Origin of the sequence: Streptomyces sp. 2131.1, from assembly GCF_900105515.1 — a bacterium.
Lineage (GTDB): Bacteria > Actinomycetota > Actinomycetes > Streptomycetales > Streptomycetaceae > Streptomyces > Streptomyces drozdowiczii.
Genome location: NZ_FNSY01000001.1, coordinates 3742336 through 3761105, shown reverse-complemented (window position 1 = coordinate 3761105; position 18770 = coordinate 3742336). Strand labels below are relative to the sequence as shown.

Below are 18770 nucleotides of genomic sequence, written 5' to 3'. Positions count from 1 at the left end.
TCGCATCCTAAACGCCACCCCCGAAGACGCGCAGGCCCCGCGGTCGCGGGGCCTGCGGTACGGAGTGGGCTAGCCGAGGGTCTCGGCGGCGGTCGGCGAGGAGTCGCGCAGGAACGTCGAGCAGCGCTCGTACTCCTCCTGCTCACCGATCGCCTGCGCGGCCCGCGCGAGTGCGTGCAGGGCACGCAGGAAGCCGCGGTTCGGCTCGTGCTCGAACGGCACCGGGCCGTGGCCCTTCCAGCCGGCCCGGCGCAGCGCGTCGAGGCCGCGGTGGTAGCCGGTGCGGGCGTAGGCGTACGACTCGACGACCCGGCCGCCCTCGAACGCCTCGTCGGCGAGCTGGGCCCAGGCCAGCGAGGAGGTCGGGTACTTCGCGGCGACATCGGCGGGCGCGGTGCCCGCGGCGAGCAGCTCGCGCGGCTCCGGGTCGTCGGGCAGGTGGGTCGGGGGCGGGCCCCCGAGCAGGTTCTCGTGGATCGACATGGGTCCCAGTGTGCCTGGCACGGGCCCCTCCCGGGGAACCAGGCGGGCAGTGGGGCCGGTGCGGCGACGGGTTCCGGTCAGCGCCGCTTCAGCCCGTGGTCTCCGGGCGAACGGTCTCCGGTGCGGGTTCCAGCGGCGGGCTCGTGACACCGCAGTGCACCGCGCACTCCGGCCGCCGTGCGGCCTCCGCCCCGGGCTCGGACGGCCTGCGTACGGTCGACCAGGCGATCAGCGCTCCGAGCACCAGCAGCCCGGCGCACATCGGCATGGCCCGCCGGAACGTCGCGGCGAACTCCCCGGCGTCCCGGTAGGCGTCCGGCCCCATCCCGGCGAGCAGCGGCAGCGCGGCCACCGCGATCAGGCCGGCGGCGCGGGCGGCGGCGTTGTTGATCCCACTGGCGAGCCCGGCCCGGGCGGTGTCCACGGAGGCCAGGACGGACGCGGTGAGCGGCGCCACCACGGTGACCAGCCCGGCGCCGAGGACGGCCACGGCGGGCAGCACGTCGGTCAGATAGCCGGTGACGGAGCCCGAGCCCGGCCCCACCCGAAGCATCAGCAGCATCCCCCCGGCGGCGATCAGCGGCCCGGCGGTCAGCGGGACGCGCGGGCCGATGCGCTGGCCCAGCTCGCCGGACGCGGCCGAGAACAGCAGCATCAGCAGCGTGGTCGGCAGCAGCGCGGCGCCCGCGCCCAGGGCGGAGTACCCGGCGACGACCTGGAGCTGGATCGCGGAGAGGAAGAAGTAGCCGCCCAGCGCCGCGTACACGCACAGGGTGACGACATTGACGGCGGTGAACTGCCGTGAGGCGAACACCGACGGCGGGAGCATCGGATCCGCCCTGCGCCGCTCGACCTGGACGAAGGCGACCCCGAGGGCCACCCCGCCCAGCGCCGCCCCGATCACCACCGGGGAGGCGCCCCGCCCCGGCGCCGCGATCAGCGCGTACGTGACCAGCGCGAGCGCCAGGGCCCCGAGGACCGCGCCCACGACGTCGAAGCGCCCGTGCGCGTGCGGGTCACGGGACTCCGGTACGTGGCGCAGCGCCACGGGCACGCAGACGGCGGCGAGCGGCAGATTGAGCAGGAACACCCAGCGCCAGCCGGGTCCGTCGACGAGCCAGCCGCCCACGAACGGCCCGACGGCGGCCCCGACCCCGCCGAACCCGGACCACAGCCCCACCGCGCGGGCCCGGTCGTCGGGATGGAAGCTCGCCTGGATCAGGGCCAGGGACCCGGGCGTGAGCAGGGCGCCGCCGACACCCTGGAGGGCGCGGGCGGCGATGAGCACGGCGGCGTTCGGCGCGAGGCCGCAGGCCAGCGAGGCGGCGGCGAACCAGACGACGCCGACGACGAAGACCCGCCGCCGCCCGTAGCGGTCGCCGAGCGAGCCGCCGAGGAGGATCAGCCCGGCGAGGGTCAGCATGTAGGCGTTGACGGTCCACTGGAGCGCGGCCAGGTCGGTGCCGAGGTCCTCGCCGATGCGGGGCAGGGCCACGTTGATGACGGTGGAGTCGAGCATGGCCATGCTGGACCCGAGCACCGTCGTCAGGACGACCCAGCGCCCGGCGGCGGAGGCGACCCGGATGCCGGGCCCGTCCGCCTCGCTCTTCTCCATGCCCTCAGCATCGTCGGCACGGCGCCGCCGGGCCACCGGGACGGCCCTCAGGGGGAGACGCGTACCGCCTCGACCCCCCGGATCAGCGCGTCGAGCCCCGCTTCGACCTTGCCCCGCGCGCACCCCACGTTCAGCCGCACGAAGCCCTCCGCCCCGTACGAGCTGCCCGGCATCACGGCGACCTTCTCCCGCTCGATCAGCACCCGCTGCAACGCCTCGTCGTCCCGGACGCCCGCGCGCCCCAGGTCGATCCAGGCCAGGTACCCGGCCTGCGGCGGCTCCCACGCGAGCTCGGGGAACGCGGTGTTCAGCCGCTCGGCGACCAGCGCCAGGTTCCCCGCGACGTACGCGCGCACCGCGTCCAGCCAGGGCCCGCCCTCCCGGTACGCGGCGATGTGCGCGGTCAGCGAGAGCACGGCCGGTGAGGCGAGGCCCTCCGCCGTCTCCATGCGGCGCAGGTACTCGGTCCGGTCCTCCGGCCGCCCGATGAGCCCGTACGAACCGGTGAGCGCCGGGAAGTTGAACGCCTTCGAGGCCGAGGTGACGACGGCCCAGCGTTCGTCACCGCCCACCCGGGTCCAGGGCACGTGCGGGCGTCCGTCGTGCACGAAGTCCGCGTGGATCTCGTCGCTGATCACGGCCACCCCGTGGCGCGCGGCGAGCGCGGCCATCCCGGCGAGCTCCGCCTCCGTCCAGACCCGGCCGGACGGGTTGTGCGGGGAGCACACCACGAGGACCTTGCTGTCCGGACGCGCGAGCTCCCGCTCCAGCGCGTCCGTGTCCCCGAGCGGCACGCCGCGCAGTTCCCGCCCGAGCCCGTGGACCGCCTTGCGGAAACCGTCGTACGTGGGGGTGTGCAGGACCACGCCGTCGCCCTCGGCCGTCCACATCTGGAGCATCTGGGAGAACTGGCTGAGCACCGACGGCCCGTAGACCAGTCGGCCGGTGTCGATGGTGGTGCCGTAGCGGGTCGCGTACCAGTGGGCGACGGCCGAGCGGAAGTCGCCCAGCCGCCAGTCCGTGTAGCCGAACACCCCGTGGTCGAGCCGGGCCCGGAGGGCCGCCAGCACCTCGGGAGCCGTCTCGAAGTCCATGTCGGAGATGGTGAACGGCAGCAGCCCGTCCACGCCGAAGCGGTCCGCGACCCCGTCCCACTGGACGCACCAGGTTCCGCGGCGGTCGATCACGGTGTCGAAGTCGTAGGACGTGCTCACAGATCTTCCTCGGGGCCGGGACATGCCGTGGGCCCGGCTCCCCGAGGGGTGCCGGGCCCACGCCACACATCCGTACGGAATTACTTCAGCTTGGTGCCGGTGGAGCGCAGGTTGGCGCAGGCCTCCGTGACGCGCTTGGCCATGCCGCCCTCGGCGGCCTTGCCCCAGGTGCGGGGGTCGTAGGTCTTCTTGTTGCCGACCTCGCCGTCGACCTTCAGGACACCGTCGTAGTTGCGGAACATGTGGTCCGCGACCGGGCGGGTGAAGGCGTACTGGGTGTCGGTGTCGAGGTTCATCTTCACGACGCCGTTCTCCAGCGCGGTGGCGATCTCCTCGGCGGTGGAGCCGGAGCCGCCGTGGAAGACGAAGTCGAACGGGGAGGTCTTGCCGTACTTGGCGCCGACGCCCTCCTGGAGGTCCTTGAGGAGCTCCGGACGCAGGACGACGTTGCCCGGCTTGTAGACGCCGTGCACGTTGCCGAAGGAGGCGGCCAGCAGGTAGCGGCCCTTCTCGCCCAGGCCGAGCGCCTCGGCGGTGCGCAGCGCGTCGTCGACGGTCGTGTAGAGCTCGTCGTTGATCTCGTGGGTGACGCCGTCCTCCTCGCCACCGGTCGGGGTGATCTCGACCTCAAGGATGATCTTGGCGGCGGCGGCCTTGGCCAGCAGCTCCTGGGCGATGGCCAGGTTGTCGGAGAGCGTCTCGGCCGAGCCGTCCCACATGTGCGACTGGAACAGCGGGTTCAGACCCTTGGCGACGCGCTCGGCGGAGACGTCGAGCAGCGGGCGGACGTAGCCGTCCAGCTTGTCCTTGGGGCAGTGGTCGGTGTGCAGCGCGACGGTGATGTCGTACTTGGCGGCGACGATGTGCGCGAACTCGGCCAGCGCGACGGCGCCCGTGACCATGTCCTTGTTGTACTGGCCGCCCAGGAACTCCGCGCCGCCGGTCGAGATCTGCACGATGCCGTCGCTCTCGGCCTCCGCGAAGCCGCGCAGGGCGGCGTGCAGGGTCTGGGTCGACGTCACGTTGATGGCCGGGTAGGCGAACTTGCCTGCCTTCGCCCGGTCGAGCATCTCGGCGTATGCCTCGGGGGTTGCGATGGGCATCTGTCCGCTCCTTGGGATGTGCGGGTGTGCGTGCTGGGTCCCTGACCTGGGGGCGACGTCATCGTCGCCCCCATCTTCCCAGACTCTGCTTCCGGCTCCACCCGGCGGTGTCCCCCAGGATCGGCGGTCCCCGTTCGCAGGGTTACGACAAAGGCGGCCGGTTTCACGTGAAACCGACCGCCTCCGAAGAAACCCGCAGGTCACGCCAGGTCGAGGTCCGGAACCGTGTAGACGTGGACGTACGGGAGGCCCGCCTCGGCGATGGCCGGGGCCGCACCGCGCTCCACGATCACGGCCACGGCGACCACCTCGCCACCGGCCTCGCGCACGGCCTCGACGGCGGTCAGCGGCGAACCGCCGGTCGTCGAGGTGTCCTCAACAACGAGGCAGCGACGGCCCTTGACGTCCGCGCCCTCGATCCGGCGCTGCATCCCGTGGGCCTTCTGCGCCTTGCGGACGACGAAGGCGTCCAGCTCCTGGCCCCGGGCGGCGGAGGCGTGCAGCATCGACGTGGCGACCGGGTCGGCGCCGAGCGTCAGGCCGCCCACGCAGTCGTAGTCCAGCTCCGCCGTCACGTCGAGCATGACCTGGCCGACCATGGGGGCGGCCTTGCCGTCCAGCGTGATGCGGCGCAGATCGATGTACCAGTCGGCCTCCAGGCCGGAGGAGAGCGTCACCTTGCCGTGGACCACGGCCTTGTCCTTGATCTGCTGGAGCAGCTCAGCGCGTACGTCAGTCATGGCTACGAGGATAAGGCGCGCGTTTCCCGCGGCGGCCCGCCCGAGTCCGGTCCCGCCCGCCCGCCGGCCGGGTTGCGCGCTCAGAGCCGGCGCCAGCTCCAGGTGGTGGCGATCTCCAGCGGCTCGATCGGGGTGACGTAGCGCGGGTCGGTGTTCAGCCCGTTCGGCGGGCCGGACTGCGGCTCCACGCAGACCGCCTCGTCCTGCTCGTCGTAGATCACGACCCACTCGGACCGGCTCTTCACCGTCAGCTCCAGCTGCCGCGGCCAGGTCAGCGTGACGTCGACACCGTCCGGCATCCCGAAGCAGTCGTCCCAGGGGCCGGGCAGGGGCGGGATCCGGCGGCCGGTCGGCAGGTGGTTCTCGCCGCGTTCCTCCTGCCAGGCGGCGTCGAAGTCGATACGGACCTCCTCACCGCCGTCCAGGCGGCGGTGGAACCACGGGTGCCAGCCCGCCTGCGCCGGGAAGGAGTTCCCGTACGTCTCGATGCCGAAGGCCAACGTGAGGGAGTCCTCGGCCAGTTCGAAGGTCTGGGTGACCCGGCCCGGGTACGGCCAGGGGTCGGCCAGGTCGTAGAAGAACGACGCCTGCGTCCCGCTCTCCAGGGCCGTGCGCCAGGCCGTGTCGCGGCCGGTGCCGTGGATGGCGTGCGGCGGCGCGGTCAGCGGCAGCTGGTGGAGGACGCCGCCGTCCCGGAACTGCCCGTTCTCGGTCCGGCCGCACCACGGCACCATCGGGAAGCAGCCGTACCGCTCCCCCTGCCGCAGCAGTTCGGTACCGCCGATCCGCAGGCTGCTGATACGGCAGCCGTTGGCGGGGTTCACGGTCAACTCTGTGTCGCCGACGGAGAGCCGGACGTCCTTCTCGCTGCTGCTCACGGGACGACCCTACTGGCGCCGCTACCTCCGGCGCCGCAACGCCCGGCTGACGACCACCGCCGAGGCGATGGCCAGCGCAGCGGCCGGGGCGACCCAGCGCAGCGTGGCACCCGCACCGCCCGAGTCGGGCGAGGGCACGGGGGCGTACCGGCCGCGCGGCGGGGCGTGGTCGACCTCCTCCGCGCTGCGCCCGATCATGGTGCGCCGGGCGTGCGCGGCCTCGGCGGGCGGCCCGTCCGGCACGGTGAACTCGATCCCGGCGACCGGATCCAGCGACGACGGCGGGATGGGCGCGTCGAACAGGGACTCCGGGTCCACCGGCTCCTGCCCGCCCGCCTCCCCCGGCTGCTCGGCGCCCGGGGCCTCATCGGGGGCGGCCTCGTGGGTGGGCAGCGTCTCGTCGGCGCCGCTCACGGGGCCCGATCCGCTGAGCGGGGAGCCGGCCGCGGGTTCGGGGCCGGTCTGGTCCGCCTCCTCGGCGGCCTCTTCGAGCGCCTGCTCCACGGCTTCCCCGACCGCCAGCTCATCGGCGGAGACCTCGGCGGCGCCCGGCTCCTCGTCGGCGGCCGCACCGCCGGAGGGCACGCTGCCGGACGCACCGGCCGCGTCGCCCGGGACCGCTGCGGCACCGCCCCACGCCTCGTCGGCCGCGCCCTCGCCCCGGGCGGCCAGCGACTCCGTCACGAGCTGCTGCGCGAACCGGTCCAGCAGGCGGTGGACCGTCGACAGCGCGGCCGCCGGTTCGAGGTCGCGCAGGCGCCCGTCGCCGCCGGCCGTGCCCTCGAAGGCGATCGACGTGCCCTCCTCGCCCTCCGTCAGCCGGAGGGTCAGCGACAGCTTCGCCGAACCGCCGCCCCGGGCTTCCGCGCCCTCGCCCTCCACCAGGACGGCGTGCACGGAGTCCACGTCCGGGTCGCCGGGCAGCGCGGTGAGGCGCAGCGCCCCCCGGTAGGTGATGGTGTGGCCGCCGGCCCGGATTCTGAGCCGGCCCGTCAGGGGGTCCGCCGACACGTCGGCGTCCTGCTGGAACCCCGGTACGCAGCGGGCGACCCGGGCGGGGTCACCCAGCGTCCGCCGCAGGGCCGGGACCGGAACCGGTACGAACACCTCATGCTCCATGGGAAGCGAGCCTACTCAGCCCCGGCCGACTCGTCAGCGCTTCCGCACCCCGCAGTGGCTCGCGACCGCCTCACCGCTCCTCCCAGTAGCGCGGGTGCACCAGCGTCGACGGCGCCAGGCCCGGCAGCCGCCCGGCCTCGGCCAGGCGCCCCGCGTCCAGCAGCCCCGGGACGCTCAGCGAGCGCAGCGCGGGCCCGTCGGGTGCCAGGCCGAGCGTGGGCCTCGTGGCCGTACCGGCCAGCAGGAACCCCCAGCCGCGGTCCCCGTCCGCACCGCCCCCGGCCCGGTCGGGGCCCACCGCGAAGCCGGAGGAGCGCCCGCTGATCCGATAGGGGCGCGGGTGCATTCCGGCCGCCCGCATCGACGCGTCGACCGTCCAGAACGTGCGCGGCCGGGCGAGAGGCGGGCCCGCGTGCACCACGAGCCGGCCGTCCGCCGCGAGGGCCTCGGAGACCAGGCCGTAGAACTCCGCCGAGTAGAGCTTCGTGCTCGCCGAGATACCGGGGTCGGGCAGGTCGGAGATCACCACGTCGTAGCGGCCGGGGGCGGTCCGCAGCCAGGTGAACGCGTCACCGGTCACGACCGTCGTGCGGGGGTCGTCCAGCGCGTGCGCGTTCAGCGCGGAGAGCGCGTGGTCCGTACGGGCCAGTCGGGTGACGGCGGGGTCCAGCTCCACCAGCGTCACGCTCCGCACGTCCGGGTAGCGCAGCACCTCCCGCGCCGCGAGGCCGTCGCCGCCGCCGAGGACCAGGACCCGGGCATGCGGCCCGTTCATCGCGGGGTGCACCAGCGCCTCGTGGTAGCGGTACTCGTCGCGCGCGCTGACCCGCAGCCGCCCGTCCAGGTAGAGGTCCAGGGAGCTGCCGCCGGCCCCGGTCAGCACGACCTCCTGCACATCGGTCTGCACGGCGACCCGGACCTGGTCCCCGTACACCGCGCGCCGCGCCGCCCGCTCGAAGTCGTCGGCCAGCACCGCGGCCGTGGCGAGCACGGCGATCACCGTCACGTTGGCGGTGATCAGCAGCCACCGGGACCGGGGCGCGATGTCGCGCCGGAACACCCAGAGCACCAGGGCCCCGCCCGCCGCCGCGTTGACCGCTCCGGTCAGCAGCGCGCCGGTGAGCTGGCCGAGCATCGGCAGCAGCAGGAACGGGAAGGCGAGGCCGCCGACGAGCGCCCCCACGTAGTCCGCCGCGAACAGATCGGCGACCGCGCCGCCCGCGTCCTGCCGGTCCACCCGCTGGATCAGCGTCATGAGCAGGGGGATCTCCGCGCCGATCAGGATGCCGATCGTCAGCGAGAACCCGACCAGCGCGTATCTCGACTCGCCGAACCAGGCGAACGACGCGTAGAGCACCAGCGCCGAGAAGCCCCCGACCAGGGCGAGCGCCGCCTCGATCAGCCCGAAGCCCACCGCCGCCCGGCTGCGTAAACGTTTCGCGAGGAGCGAGCCGATCCCCATCGCGAACACCATCACGGAGAGCACGACGGACGCCTGGGTGACCGAGTCGCCGATCAAGTAGGAGGCGAGGGCGACCAGTTCGAGTTCGTACACCAGTCCGCAGGCGGCACACACGAATACGGCGGCCAGCACGAGATACCGACCGGTCCTCGGCCTGACGGGAAGCCGCGCCGCGCCCCCTCGCAGCGACACCTGCTGGTCGATCATGCCGCGAACGCTACGTCACTGACTGCGTGCCGCTTGTCACCCACAAGGGTGTAACTGGCGCACCCGAGGCGCAGTCGCCCTCCGTCACAGCGCCGCCGGCATGCGCACGCCCACCCGGGTCCGCGTCACCACGAGTTGCCCCTCCTGCGGGTACGCGTGCCAGGTGCGCCACCGCACCTGGCCCTCGGCCCGCTGGGCGAGCATGGCGGTGAAGGCGTGCGGGCTGCCCGGGAACGTACCGGCCAGCCCGTGCGGGTGGTCGGCGACGAGCGCCAGCAGCTCCTGGGCGCGACCGGCGAAGGAGCCCGCGCCCAGCGTCTCGACGCGCGCCGCGAACTCGTACTCCCAGTCGCCGATCCGCTTGGCCACGCCCAGGGGCAGTGGGGTGCTGCTGCCGGGCATACAGGCGACGGTCTCGGAGCAGCTGCCGCGCTCCTCCTCCAGGAGGACCTGGTGGGAGGCGCCGAGCAGCCGCAACTGCATGGTGGCACCGGCGAGTTCCAGGTCGAGGACGGCCAGCGCGGGGAGCGGTTCGCGCCCCAGCGCCCAGGCCAGGTCGGCGGCACGGGTGTCGGAATAGGCCGTATGAAGGGTCGTGAGCATGGGTCGGCTCCGCAAACACGCATGGACACGTGGACAGGGGACGCCCCCGCGTCGTGCGCGTGGGAGGTGGGAAGCGCCCGATCAGGTCCAACTGGGGTCCGAGGGCTGAATGTTCTCTCCAACGAGGGAATCACGAACTACGCCGCACTCACAGCGTTTTTGACCAACTTGCCGGGGTTTCCATCCCCTCGGGGGCCACCCGCTCACGTGTTCACCGCAGACCCGTCGCACGGCTCAACAAAAAGGTGCCCGACGGGACTTGGCACGCGCGCCGGGTGTCCCGCCGGGCTCCGCGGCGTGTCCGGGGACACGCCCGCGCGGACCGACTGCCCCGTGTCAGCTGCCTCCGCCGCATCCGCCCCCGCCGCCGCACGAGGAACCCCCGCCGCACGATGAGCCGCCGCCGCAGGAGTGGCCCCCGCCGCAGGAGTGCCCGCCGGAGTGACCGCCCCCGCCGGAGTGGCCGCCCGAGTGCCCGCCGCTGCCGCAGGACGAGCCCCCGTCACCGCCACCGGCCCACCAGCTGCCGCCGGCCGCCGAACCTCCCGCCGCACCGCGCCGTCGCCTGCGCGACGACGCGCGCCCCCGCCCGCCGGCCCGCGCGGTCCCTCCGACGAGGCCCACGACCAGCACGACCAGAATCACCCCGAAGAGCACACCACCCATGAACCTCACGTCCTTCCGTCCCCCGAAGCGAGGCCCCCGCTCCGCGCCCGTAGCGGCGTGCAGGGGAGATGCCCCCGCCCCCGTACGGCCAAAGCAGACTTGAGCAACTCCAGAGCTTGCGCGCAGGATGGCGGCCATGACACACGGACGACCGCTGCTCAACCGCCGCCTCGCCGAGTTCGGAACGACGATCTTCGCGGAGATGTCCGCGCTGGCCGTACGCACCGGAGCCATCAACCTCGGCCAGGGCTTCCCGGACACCGACGGCCCGGAGGAGGTCCGCGAAGCCGCGGTGCGTTCCCTGCGCGCCGGCCACGGAAACCAGTACCCGCCCGGTCCCGGAGTCCCCGAGCTGCGCACCGCGATCGCCGCGCATCAGCAGCGGCGCTACGGCCTGGCCTACGACCCCGACACGGAGGTCCTGGTCACGGCGGGTGCCACCGAGGCCATCGCCGCCTCGCTCCTGGCGCTCCTGGAGCCCGGTGACGAGGTCGTCGCGCTGGAGCCGTACTACGACTCGTACGCCGCCTGCATCGCCATGGCGGGCGCCACGCGCGTTCCCGTGACGCTGCGTCCCGACACCTCCGCCGGCACCTACCGGCTGGATCTCGACGAACTGCGCGCGGCGGTCACGCGCCGTACCCGGCTGCTGCTGATCAACACCCCGCACAACCCGACCGGCACCGTGCTGAGCCGCGAGGAACTCGGCGCCATCGCCGAGCTGGCGTGCGAACACGACCTGCTCGTCGTCACGGACGAGGTCTACGAACACCTGGTCTTCGAGGGCGAGCACCTGCCGCTGGCGGGCTTCCCCGGCATGCGCGAGCGCACGGTCACCATTTCTTCAGCCGGCAAGACATTTTCGTACACCGGTTGGAAAATCGGCTGGGTCACCGGCAGCGCCGAGCTGGTGACGGCGGTCCGCTCGGCCAAGCAGTACCTGACGTACGTCTCCGGCGGCCCCCTCCAGTACGCGGTCGCCGAGGCGCTGCGGCTGCCCGACAGCTTCTACGAGGAGCTGCGCGCCGGCCTGCGCGCCAAGCGGGACCTGCTGTGCGCGGGGCTCACCGAGGCCGGGTTCGCGGTGTACCGCCCGGCCGGCACGTACTTCGTCACCACCGACATCCGCCCGCTCGACGCCACCGGCGACGGCATCGCGTTCTGCCGGGCGCTGCCGGAGCGGTGCGGGGTGGTGGGCGTCCCCAACGCCGTCTTCTACGACCACCGGGACCAGGGCGCGCCCTTCGTCCGCTTCACCTTCTGCAAGAGGACGGATGTGCTGGAAGAGGCCGTTACCCGGCTCAAGCAGTTGTGACACACGACGAGGCCCGGTGCGGGATTCCCGCACCGGGCCTCGTCGAAACACCTGCGCTCAGGCCTCCGGAGCGTCCTGCTCCGCGCCTTCCGCCTTCTGCTCGGCCGGGGCCAGGCCCAGGCGCTCCAGCAGCCACTTGTCGAACTCGATGGAGGCGCGCACCCAGCTCACCGTCGAGGAGACGAAGTGCTCCAGCGAGACGCCGGTGCCGATGAGCATCTGCGCCTCACCGATCAGGCGGACCGAGGTGCCGGTCTCCTCGGAGTCCTCCTCGTGCTCGTGGGTGTGCGTGTAGACCTTGGGCCACAGGGTGCGGCGGTTCCAGTCGTCGATCGCGTCGAGCAGGACCGGGCGCTGGTCCGTGGCGTGCGGGCGGTCGTAGAACGTACGGACCGAGAAGACCTGCTGCTCGCCCTCGCCCCGGAACATGAAGTACGTGCGGAATTCCTCCCACGGCGCGGCGAGGTCGCCCTCGTCGTCGACGACGTACTTCAGCTCCATCTGGTCCAGCAGCTGCTTGACGAGGTCCTGGTCGGGGACGACGGGGCCCTCCGGTCCTGTCGCCTGCGGTTCGGGCTGAGCCCCGAAGTTGGGAATCGAGGACGGGTCGATAGACATTGCCGGTACTCCTGTGGATCTCGTGGTTTCCTGCCGACGACCCTAGCCGCGTTTGGCCTCCGGGGCGTAGACCGCCCGGGGCTACGCGTTCTTCGGAATCATCTCCGCCCCGGTTCCCCGGGCCCGGGCCCAGGCAATGGCGACCAGGACGGCGCAGACCGCCCCGAGGAGCCCGGAGGCGCCGATGGTGTTCGCCGGTGACCCGGTCAGCTCGGTCACCACGCCTCCGGCCGCCACGCCGATGCCCTGCATGGCGATCATCCCCGACCGGGCGAGCCCCAGAGCCTGGCCCCGCCGGTCGGCCGGGGTCAGCAGGACGAAGGTGGCCCCGGCGGTGATCTGGTACGCCGAACACACCCCGGCGATGAACAGGAGGAGCATCGCCACTTCCGTACGGGGACCGAGCAGGTAGAAGACCAGCGGCAGATTCGCGGCGACCGCCAGCGGGCCGAGGAGTCTGCTCCGGGTGCCGTCCCCGACCCCGGAGCGTCCCAGCAGGGCCGCCCCCAGGACCATGCCCGCCGGATGCGAGGCGAGCAACAGCCCCACCGCGTAGGCCCCGCCGCCCGCCTCGTCCGCGAACGGCGCGGCCAGCCCCTCCGGCAGGACGATGAAGGCCGCGAGCCAGCCCAGTACGAGCAGCGAGCGCAGCCTGCGGTCCGACCAGATCAGTGCGGCGGCACCGCGGACCTGGGCACCGAGCTTCACCGTGCGGGCCTCGGCGTTCGCGACCGGGCGGGCCTTCACCCCGAACCGGACGAGGGCCGCCGAGATCAGGAAGGTCGCCGCGTTCACCGTCAGCGAGCGGTTGCTGCCCAGCCACGCGACGAGCAGCCCGCCCCCGGCGAAACCGACCAGCTGGCCCGCCTGGTGGGTGATCTGCATGATCCGCTGACCGCGCTCGTAGCGCTGGACGCCGAGCACGGTGGGCAGCAGCGCGCCCTGGGCGGCGGCGAAGGGCGCCTCGGCCAGCTGCGCCAGCACCAGCAGTCCGGCGAGCAGCGGCAAAGGCATCCCCGGCAGCGCCATCAGCCCGACCAGCACCATCCGGGTCAGGTCGCAGCTGATCATGACCGTGCGCCGGGGGAACCGGTCCGCCAGTCCGGAGAGCAGCACTCCGGACAGCAGGGCCGGCAGAGTCGTCAGCGCGTAGGTCGCCGCCGTCCATCCCGGCGAGTCCGTCCGTTCGAAAACAAGCAGTGACAGCGCCACACGAGCCAGCTGGTCGCCCAGGATCGACTGAGCGTAGGCAGCCCAAAGGGTACGGAATTCGCCAAGGTGAAAGAGGTTGTCAGGTCTGGACTTTTTGGGTCCATTGGTTGCCACATCGCCTGTCCGCTCGTTCATGCGGGCACGCTACCGGCCACCCGATCCGACCTCTAACCCCAGCCACGAGAAGGTTGCCGCAGGTGGGGAAGGGTGTCCTGTTTATGCGCGGGGCCCCGGCCGGACAGCGCGGTGCCACGTCCCGAACTCCCTTGCCAGAGGGGGTACGAGGGGACCGCGCCAGCTCCTGGGAAGAAGTTGACGCGGCAGGAGCCGGACACAGCGTTTGGCTCGATTCCGATGTTGAAGAATGGATCACATCTGGCACGGAATGTGACACCCGAGCTTGCGGGTGTCACATTCCCACGGGCCGCCCCCTCAGGTCGCCGCGCCGACGATCAGGCCGTCCTCGAACCGGTCCACGCGGACCGTGTCGCCGTCCCTGATCTCGCCCGCCAGGATCTCCTTCGCGAGCCGGTCACCGATCGCCGTCTGGATGAGACGGCGCAGCGGCCGGGCGCCGTACGCCGGATCGTTGCCCTCCTCGGCCAGCCAGGCCAGGGCCTCCGGCGTGACGTCCAGGGTGAGCCTGCGGTCGGCGAGGCGCTTGGCGAGCCGGTCGATCTGGAGGCCCGCGATGTGCGCGAGCTCGTCGCCCGACAGCGCCGAGAAGACCACCAGGTCGTCCAGCCGGTTGAGGAACTCCGGCTTGAACGAGGCCCGTACGACCTCCAGGACCTGCCGCTTCTTCTCCTCCGGCTTGGCGAGGGGGTCGGTCAGGAACTGGCTGCCGAGGTTGGACGTGAGGATCAGGATGGTGTTCCGGAAGTCCACCGTCCGGCCCTGCCCGTCGGTGAGCCGGCCGTCGTCGAGGACCTGGAGCAGGATGTCGAAGACCTCGGGGTGGGCCTTCTCGACCTCGTCCAGCAGGACGACGGTGTACGGGCGGCGGCGGACCGCCTCCGTGAGCTGGCCGCCCTCCTCGTAACCGACGTATCCGGGCGGGGCGCCGACAAGCCGGGCGACGCTGTGCTTCTCGCTGTACTCGCTCATGTCGATGCGGACCATGGCCCGCTCGTCGTCGAAGAGGAAGTCCGCGAGGGCCTTCGCCAGCTCGGTCTTGCCGACACCGGTCGGCCCGAGGAACAGGAACGAGCCGGTGGGGCGGTCGGGGTCGGCGATGCCGGCGCGGGTGCGGCGTACCGCGTCCGAGACGGCCTGCACGGCTTCGGTCTGCCCGATCAGGCGCCTGCCCAGCTCCGACTCCATGCGCAGCAGCTTCTGCGTCTCGCCCTCCAGGAGGCGGCCGGCCGGGATGCCGGTCCAGGCGCCGACGACATCGGCGATGTCGTCCGGCCCGACCTCCTCCTTGACCAGGGTCTCCTTGGGCTCCTTCGCTGCTTCCTCCTCGGCCTCGGCGGCCTCGGCGAGCTCGCGTTCAAGCCCGGGGATCTCCCCGTACAGCAGCTTGGAGGCGGTGTCGAAGTCGCCGTCGCGCTGGGCGCGTTCGGCCTGGCCGCGCAGGTCGTCGAGTCGTTCCTTCAGTTCACCGACGCGGTTGAGGCCCTGCTTCTCCTTCTCCCAGCGGGCGTTGAGACCGCGCAGCTCCTCCTCCTTGTCGGCGAGGTCGCGGCGCAGCTTCTCCAGGCGCTGCCTGGAGGCGGGGTCGGTCTCGTTCCTGAGGGCCAGCTCCTCCATGTGCAGGCGGTCGACGGAGCGCTGGAGTTCGTCGATCTCGACGGGCGAGGAGTCGATCTCCATGCGCAGCCGGGAGGCCGCCTCGTCGACGAGGTCGATGGCCTTGTCGGGAAGGAAGCGCGAGGTGATGTAGCGGTCGGACAGGGTCGCGGCGGCGACCAGGGACGCGTCCGCGATCTGCACCTTGTGGTGGGCCTCGTAACGGCCCTTGAGTCCGCGCAGGATCGCGATGGTGTCCTCGACGGACGGCTCCGCCACCAGCACCTGCTGGAAGCGGCGCTCCAGAGCGGGGTCCTTCTCGATGCGCTCGCGGTACTCGTCGAGCGTGGTCGCGCCGACCATCCGCAGCTCGCCGCGGGCCAGCATCGGCTTGAGCATGTTGCCCGCGTCCATCGCGGAGTCACCGCCGGCGCCCGCGCCCACGACGGTGTGCAGTTCGTCGATGAACGTGATGATCTGGCCGTCGCTCTCCTTGATCTCGGAAAGGACGGTCTTCAGGCGCTCCTCGAACTCGCCGCGGTACTTCGCGCCCGCGACCATCGCGCCCAGGTCGAGCGAGACGAGCCGTTTGTTCTTCAGGGACTCGGGAACGTCGCCCTTGACGATGCGCTGGGCGAGCCCCTCGACGACGGCGGTCTTGCCGACGCCGGGCTCACCGATGAGCACCGGGTTGTTCTTGGTGCGCCGCGAGAGCACCTGGACGACCCGCCGGATCTCCTGATCGCGCCCGATGACCGGGTCGAGCTTGCCGTCGCGCGCGGCGGCGGTGAAGTCGGTGCCGAATTTCTCCAGGGCCTTGTACTGGCCCTCCGGGTCGGGAGTGGTCACCCGTCGCCCTCCCCTGCTCTTCTCGAACGCGTCCAGCAGCTTCTTCGCACCGGCACCCTGCCCGTCGAGGATCTCACCGGCCCGGCCGCCCTTCGCGGCGATCCCGATCAGCAGGTGCTCGGTGGAGATGTAATCGTCGCCCAGCTCCTTGGCGCGCTGCGCGGCGTCCGCGATGACGGCGAGCAGCTCGCGGTTGGGCTGGGGCGGGGACACCGTCGACCCGGTCACGCTGGGCAGTGCGCCCAGGAGCCGTTCGGTCTCGGTGCGTACGGCGATCTGGTCGGCCTCGACGGCGGCCAGCAGATCGACGAGGTTCTCGTTGTCCTCACCCGAGAGCAGCGCGAGCAGCAGATGCCCCGGGGTCAGATCGGGGTGGCCGTCCTTCACGGCCCTGCTGGTGGCCGCGTTGATGGCGTCCCGGCTCCTGTTGGTCAGCTCGGCGTCCACGTGCGCTGTCTCCTCCTTGCGACGACTGGTCCGACTCCCACTTCTGACACGGTGAACGTGTACAAAGTTGAGTCTATTCCACTCAAGGCACGGCGCGCCGAAAGTTGAGCGCTTTCCACTCAAGGCGAAAAGGCGGCCCTGCCCTCTTCGAGTGAACCGGCCGCTGCGGGCACCCGCCACCGCAGGCCGTCGCGGCGGGCCTACGCTGGGGCCATGGCAGTCGACGTACACCAGCCGAGCCCCGAGTACCTCGCGTTCTGGCGCGAGAGCCACGTGTGCACGCTCACCACGCCCCGCCCCGACGGCACCCCGCACGTGGTCCCGGTGTGTGTGACGTACGACCCCGAGGCCGGCCTCGCCCGGGTGATCACCAACAAGCACAGCCGCAAGGTCGCCAACATCCTGGCCGCCGGCCCGGACGGCGCCCGCGTCGCGGCATGCCAGGTGCACCGCCGCCGCTGGGCGACCCTGGAGGGCGTGGCCCGGATCAGCTCGGACCCGGAACGGGTCGCGGAGGCCGTACGCCGCCACACGGAGCGCTACGACCGGGTGCCCTCGCCCAACCCGGACCGGGTCGTCATCGAAATCACCCTGGACCGGGCCCTCGGCCGCGGCTGAACGCGCCGCCCGGCCGGGGACAGCACAACGGCGCCACCGTGTTCAGGTCACGGTGGCGCCGCTGTGTGGGGGAAGTGTCTGAGCGACGTGGAACGACGGGGGATCGCTCAGGCACTGCGGGGGGTGGCGGAAATGGCTTCTGGTTCGAACAGCTGGTGGTCACGCTGTGCGAGATTCACAAAAATCATGTCGTACCGGATGGCGCAGCGCACCGGCTGCGGCGCGCCCCGCGGCTTGCGCAGGCAACGGTAGGCGCGCACCTCTCCGTCGTCCTCGCGGGCGACGACGACCGGGTCGCCGAACAGAGTGACCATCAACGAGTCACCACGGTGGGGCAGCGCCGTGACGAGATCGATGAAATGCCACCCTGACCGGTAGGCGGTCGCCATCTCACGCCGGAAGGTCCGGTCGTCCGGCGGGGTGGTCATGCGACCGGAGCGGAATCGGCCGGCGCGACCGCCCAACCGATGTCCGACTTGGCAGTGGGGGCAACCCAGCCTATGTCCGCTGCCGCGTTCGGGGCTTTCCAGCCAATGTCACCGGCGGTGGCAGCTCCCGCACCGCCCTGCCCAAGGCCGCTGCCGCCCAACAGCCCCACACCCAGGGCCGCAACGAACGAGGCGGCAAGCGCCGAGCGAAGCATTCGCTTATACATAGTCGGCTTCGTCCTCACTTGTGGATTCATCTCCCCCGCACAAAAGACGATGTCTTACAGGGGCACCCATGCACCACTGAGGAGATGCATCATGTTCCTGTATGTTCAGGAACCTGGGGGGTGAAGATATGGCCACAATCAGCATAAAACCGGCACATCCTCATGGGATCGCCGAGCTTTGTGAGGACGGGACACGTCTTTACGCCAGTGCGTTGCGACTAGGACGTATAGCGCGGGCCGACATCGAACCCGCGCCCTGCCTCATCGACTTCGCCCTGCTGCACCCCGACCCCGACGACCAGGCATGGCTTCGGCCAGTCCCCCCTTCGGTCGCGCTGGCCCAGCACCTGCAGCCCCTGGAGCGGGAGATCCTGGAACGCCGCAGAAACTCGGTCCAGCTGACCGAATCGTTCGAGCCATTCATGGACATCAGCACCCAGGGCCCCCCGGTCACCCACGCGATCACCGTGCTGGAAGGCGACAACCGGATCAATGCCGCGCTCGATCAGGCCACGGCGGAGTGCCGCACGGAAGTCCTCACCGTGCAACCCGGCGGCGGACGCCCCGAGGACCGGCTCAGCAAGTCGCTGGACCGCGGCCTGTCCGTGGTGCAGCGAGGCGTTCGCATCCGCACCCTCTACCAGCACACCATGCGGCACAGTCCCAGCACGCTCGCATACGCCGAGCGCATGGCCGACGACAACATGGAGATCCGGACACTCGAGGAACTCATCGAGCGTCTGATCGTGTTCGACCGGACGGTGGCCTTCATCCCCGCCCAGGACGACCGCAAGGTCGCCCTCGAACTGCGTCATCCCGGACTCGTCGAGTACCTGGCCAACGTGTTCGAACAACTGTGGACACGCGCCTCCCCCCTGCGGGAGGAGATCAAGTACGAGCCGAAGCCCCTGGGGATCAGCGGGGTGCAGCACTCCATAGCCCAACTGCTCGTCGAGGGGCATGTCGACGACTCGATAGCGCGGCGCCTGGGAATGAACGTCCGCACCTGCCGTGCCCATGTCGCCAAACTCGCCGCCGCGCTCGGCAGCAACAGCCGCGCCCAGCTCGGCTATCTGATCGCCCGGTCAGGAATCCTTGATCAGGATTCCTGACCGGACCGGCCCCGAATTCCCCACCCCCGGGCCGGGCGGGCGCACCACGCAACGGGGGAGAGCATGGCCGCGCCCTTGATCAGCCGGGAGAGTTCCCGGCTCCCCCGACACACCCAGAGTGGC

Annotated in this window: 16 protein-coding genes; 3 read left to right on the top strand and 13 right to left on the bottom strand. The window is 71.7% G+C overall.

Annotated features, from left to right (window positions below):
• Positions 1–69: 69 nt before the first annotated feature.
• The 9 genes from BLW14_RS16810 to BLW14_RS16770 form a co-directional block, all read right to left on the bottom strand.
• The gene (locus BLW14_RS16810; RefSeq protein ID WP_018522275.1) at positions 70–483 is read right to left on the bottom strand and encodes a DUF3151 domain-containing protein; all 414 of its coding nucleotides are present in this window, start codon (positions 481–483) and stop codon (positions 70–72) included.
• A gap of 88 nt (positions 484–571) precedes the next feature.
• Positions 572–2098, bottom strand: a complete 1527-nt coding sequence (locus BLW14_RS16805) for an MFS transporter (protein WP_093708080.1) — start codon at positions 2096–2098, stop codon at positions 572–574.
• Between the two features lie 47 nt (positions 2099–2145).
• Entirely contained in the window at positions 2146–3312 is a 1167-nt protein-coding gene (locus BLW14_RS16800) for a MalY/PatB family protein (RefSeq protein WP_093708079.1), read from the bottom strand.
• Between the two features lie 80 nt (positions 3313–3392).
• The gene (gene fbaA / locus BLW14_RS16795) at positions 3393–4415 is read right to left on the bottom strand and encodes a class II fructose-bisphosphate aldolase (protein ID WP_093708078.1); all 1023 of its coding nucleotides are present in this window, start codon (positions 4413–4415) and stop codon (positions 3393–3395) included.
• Positions 4416–4615: 200 nt separating this feature from the next.
• Positions 4616–5155, bottom strand: a complete 540-nt coding sequence (gene pyrE / locus BLW14_RS16790; RefSeq protein WP_093708077.1) for an orotate phosphoribosyltransferase — start codon at positions 5153–5155, stop codon at positions 4616–4618.
• 80 nt (positions 5156–5235) lie between these two features.
• On the bottom strand, positions 5236–6033 hold the full coding sequence (locus BLW14_RS16785) for an aldose epimerase family protein (protein WP_093708076.1): 798 nt from the start codon (positions 6031–6033) through the stop codon (positions 5236–5238).
• A 21-nt stretch (positions 6034–6054) separates the two neighbouring features.
• Entirely contained in the window at positions 6055–7140 is a 1086-nt protein-coding gene (locus BLW14_RS16780) for an SRPBCC domain-containing protein (protein ID WP_093710756.1), read from the bottom strand.
• Between the two features lie 82 nt (positions 7141–7222).
• Positions 7223–8821 (bottom strand): polyamine aminopropyltransferase, encoded by a 1599-nt coding sequence (locus tag BLW14_RS16775; protein WP_093708075.1) that lies wholly within the window; start codon positions 8819–8821, stop codon positions 7223–7225.
• Positions 8822–8905: 84 nt separating this feature from the next.
• Complete coding sequence (locus BLW14_RS16770) at positions 8906–9424, bottom strand: DUF2617 family protein (protein ID WP_093708074.1); 519 nt, start codon at positions 9422–9424, stop codon at positions 8906–8908.
• Positions 9425–10226: 802 nt separating this feature from the next.
• Between BLW14_RS16770 and BLW14_RS16760 the strand changes: the two genes are divergently transcribed.
• Entirely contained in the window at positions 10227–11405 is a 1179-nt protein-coding gene (locus BLW14_RS16760; RefSeq protein ID WP_093708072.1) for a pyridoxal phosphate-dependent aminotransferase, read from the top strand.
• A 57-nt stretch (positions 11406–11462) separates the two neighbouring features.
• Here BLW14_RS16760 and BLW14_RS16755 read toward each other — a convergent pair whose 3' ends face one another.
• The 3 genes from BLW14_RS16755 to clpB all read right to left on the bottom strand — a co-directional run bounded on the left by BLW14_RS16755 (position 11463) and on the right by clpB (position 16262).
• Positions 11463–12023, bottom strand: coding sequence for a YbjN domain-containing protein (locus BLW14_RS16755; protein ID WP_093708071.1), 561 nt, complete (start codon positions 12021–12023; stop codon positions 11463–11465).
• An 81-nt stretch (positions 12024–12104) separates the two neighbouring features.
• The gene (locus tag BLW14_RS16750; RefSeq protein ID WP_256332808.1) at positions 12105–13370 is read right to left on the bottom strand and encodes an MFS transporter; all 1266 of its coding nucleotides are present in this window, start codon (positions 13368–13370) and stop codon (positions 12105–12107) included.
• Between the two features lie 297 nt (positions 13371–13667).
• On the bottom strand, positions 13668–16262 hold the full coding sequence (clpB, locus tag BLW14_RS16745; protein ID WP_093708070.1) for an ATP-dependent chaperone ClpB: 2595 nt from the start codon (positions 16260–16262) through the stop codon (positions 13668–13670).
• Between the two features lie 213 nt (positions 16263–16475).
• Here clpB and BLW14_RS16740 point away from each other — a divergent pair, with 213 nt between their 5' ends.
• Positions 16476–16880, top strand: a complete 405-nt coding sequence (locus BLW14_RS16740) for a pyridoxamine 5'-phosphate oxidase family protein (protein WP_093708069.1) — start codon at positions 16476–16478, stop codon at positions 16878–16880.
• 107 nt (positions 16881–16987) lie between these two features.
• Here the strand turns inward: BLW14_RS16740 and BLW14_RS16735 are convergent, their stop codons facing one another.
• The gene (locus tag BLW14_RS16735; protein WP_018522262.1) at positions 16988–17308 is read right to left on the bottom strand and encodes a Rieske (2Fe-2S) protein; all 321 of its coding nucleotides are present in this window, start codon (positions 17306–17308) and stop codon (positions 16988–16990) included.
• A 355-nt stretch (positions 17309–17663) separates the two neighbouring features.
• On the opposite strand from BLW14_RS16735, the gene BLW14_RS16725 reads away from it, so the two are divergent.
• Positions 17664–18647 (top strand): helix-turn-helix transcriptional regulator, encoded by a 984-nt coding sequence (locus BLW14_RS16725; protein ID WP_256332807.1) that lies wholly within the window; start codon positions 17664–17666, stop codon positions 18645–18647.
• Positions 18648–18770 lie beyond the last annotated feature (123 nt).

Bases quoted from the DNA above. Each gene is read 5' to 3' on its own strand.
- BLW14_RS16735 (WP_018522262.1), bottom strand. From the start codon at position 17,308: ATGACCACCCCGCCGGACGACCGGACCTTCCGGCGTGAGATGGCGACC.
- BLW14_RS16775 (WP_093708075.1), bottom strand. From the start codon at position 8,821: ATGATCGACCAGCAGGTGTCGCTGCGAGGGGGCGCGGCGCGGCTTCCC.
- BLW14_RS16725 (WP_256332807.1), top strand. From the start codon at position 17,664: ATGGCCACAATCAGCATAAAACCGGCACATCCTCATGGGATCGCCGAG.
- pyrE (WP_093708077.1), bottom strand. From the start codon at position 5,155: ATGACTGACGTACGCGCTGAGCTGCTCCAGCAGATCAAGGACAAGGCC.
- BLW14_RS16760 (WP_093708072.1), top strand. From the start codon at position 10,227: ATGACACACGGACGACCGCTGCTCAACCGCCGCCTCGCCGAGTTCGGA.
- BLW14_RS16740 (WP_093708069.1), top strand. From the start codon at position 16,476: ATGGCAGTCGACGTACACCAGCCGAGCCCCGAGTACCTCGCGTTCTGG.
- BLW14_RS16755 (WP_093708071.1), bottom strand. From the start codon at position 12,023: ATGTCTATCGACCCGTCCTCGATTCCCAACTTCGGGGCTCAGCCCGAA.
- BLW14_RS16750 (WP_256332808.1), bottom strand. From the start codon at position 13,370: ATGAACGAGCGGACAGGCGATGTGGCAACCAATGGACCCAAAAAGTCC.
- BLW14_RS16810 (WP_018522275.1), bottom strand. From the start codon at position 483: ATGTCGATCCACGAGAACCTGCTCGGGGGCCCGCCCCCGACCCACCTG.
- fbaA (WP_093708078.1), bottom strand. From the start codon at position 4,415: ATGCCCATCGCAACCCCCGAGGCATACGCCGAGATGCTCGACCGGGCG.
- BLW14_RS16770 (WP_093708074.1), bottom strand. From the start codon at position 9,424: ATGCTCACGACCCTTCATACGGCCTATTCCGACACCCGTGCCGCCGAC.
- BLW14_RS16805 (WP_093708080.1), bottom strand. From the start codon at position 2,098: ATGGAGAAGAGCGAGGCGGACGGGCCCGGCATCCGGGTCGCCTCCGCC.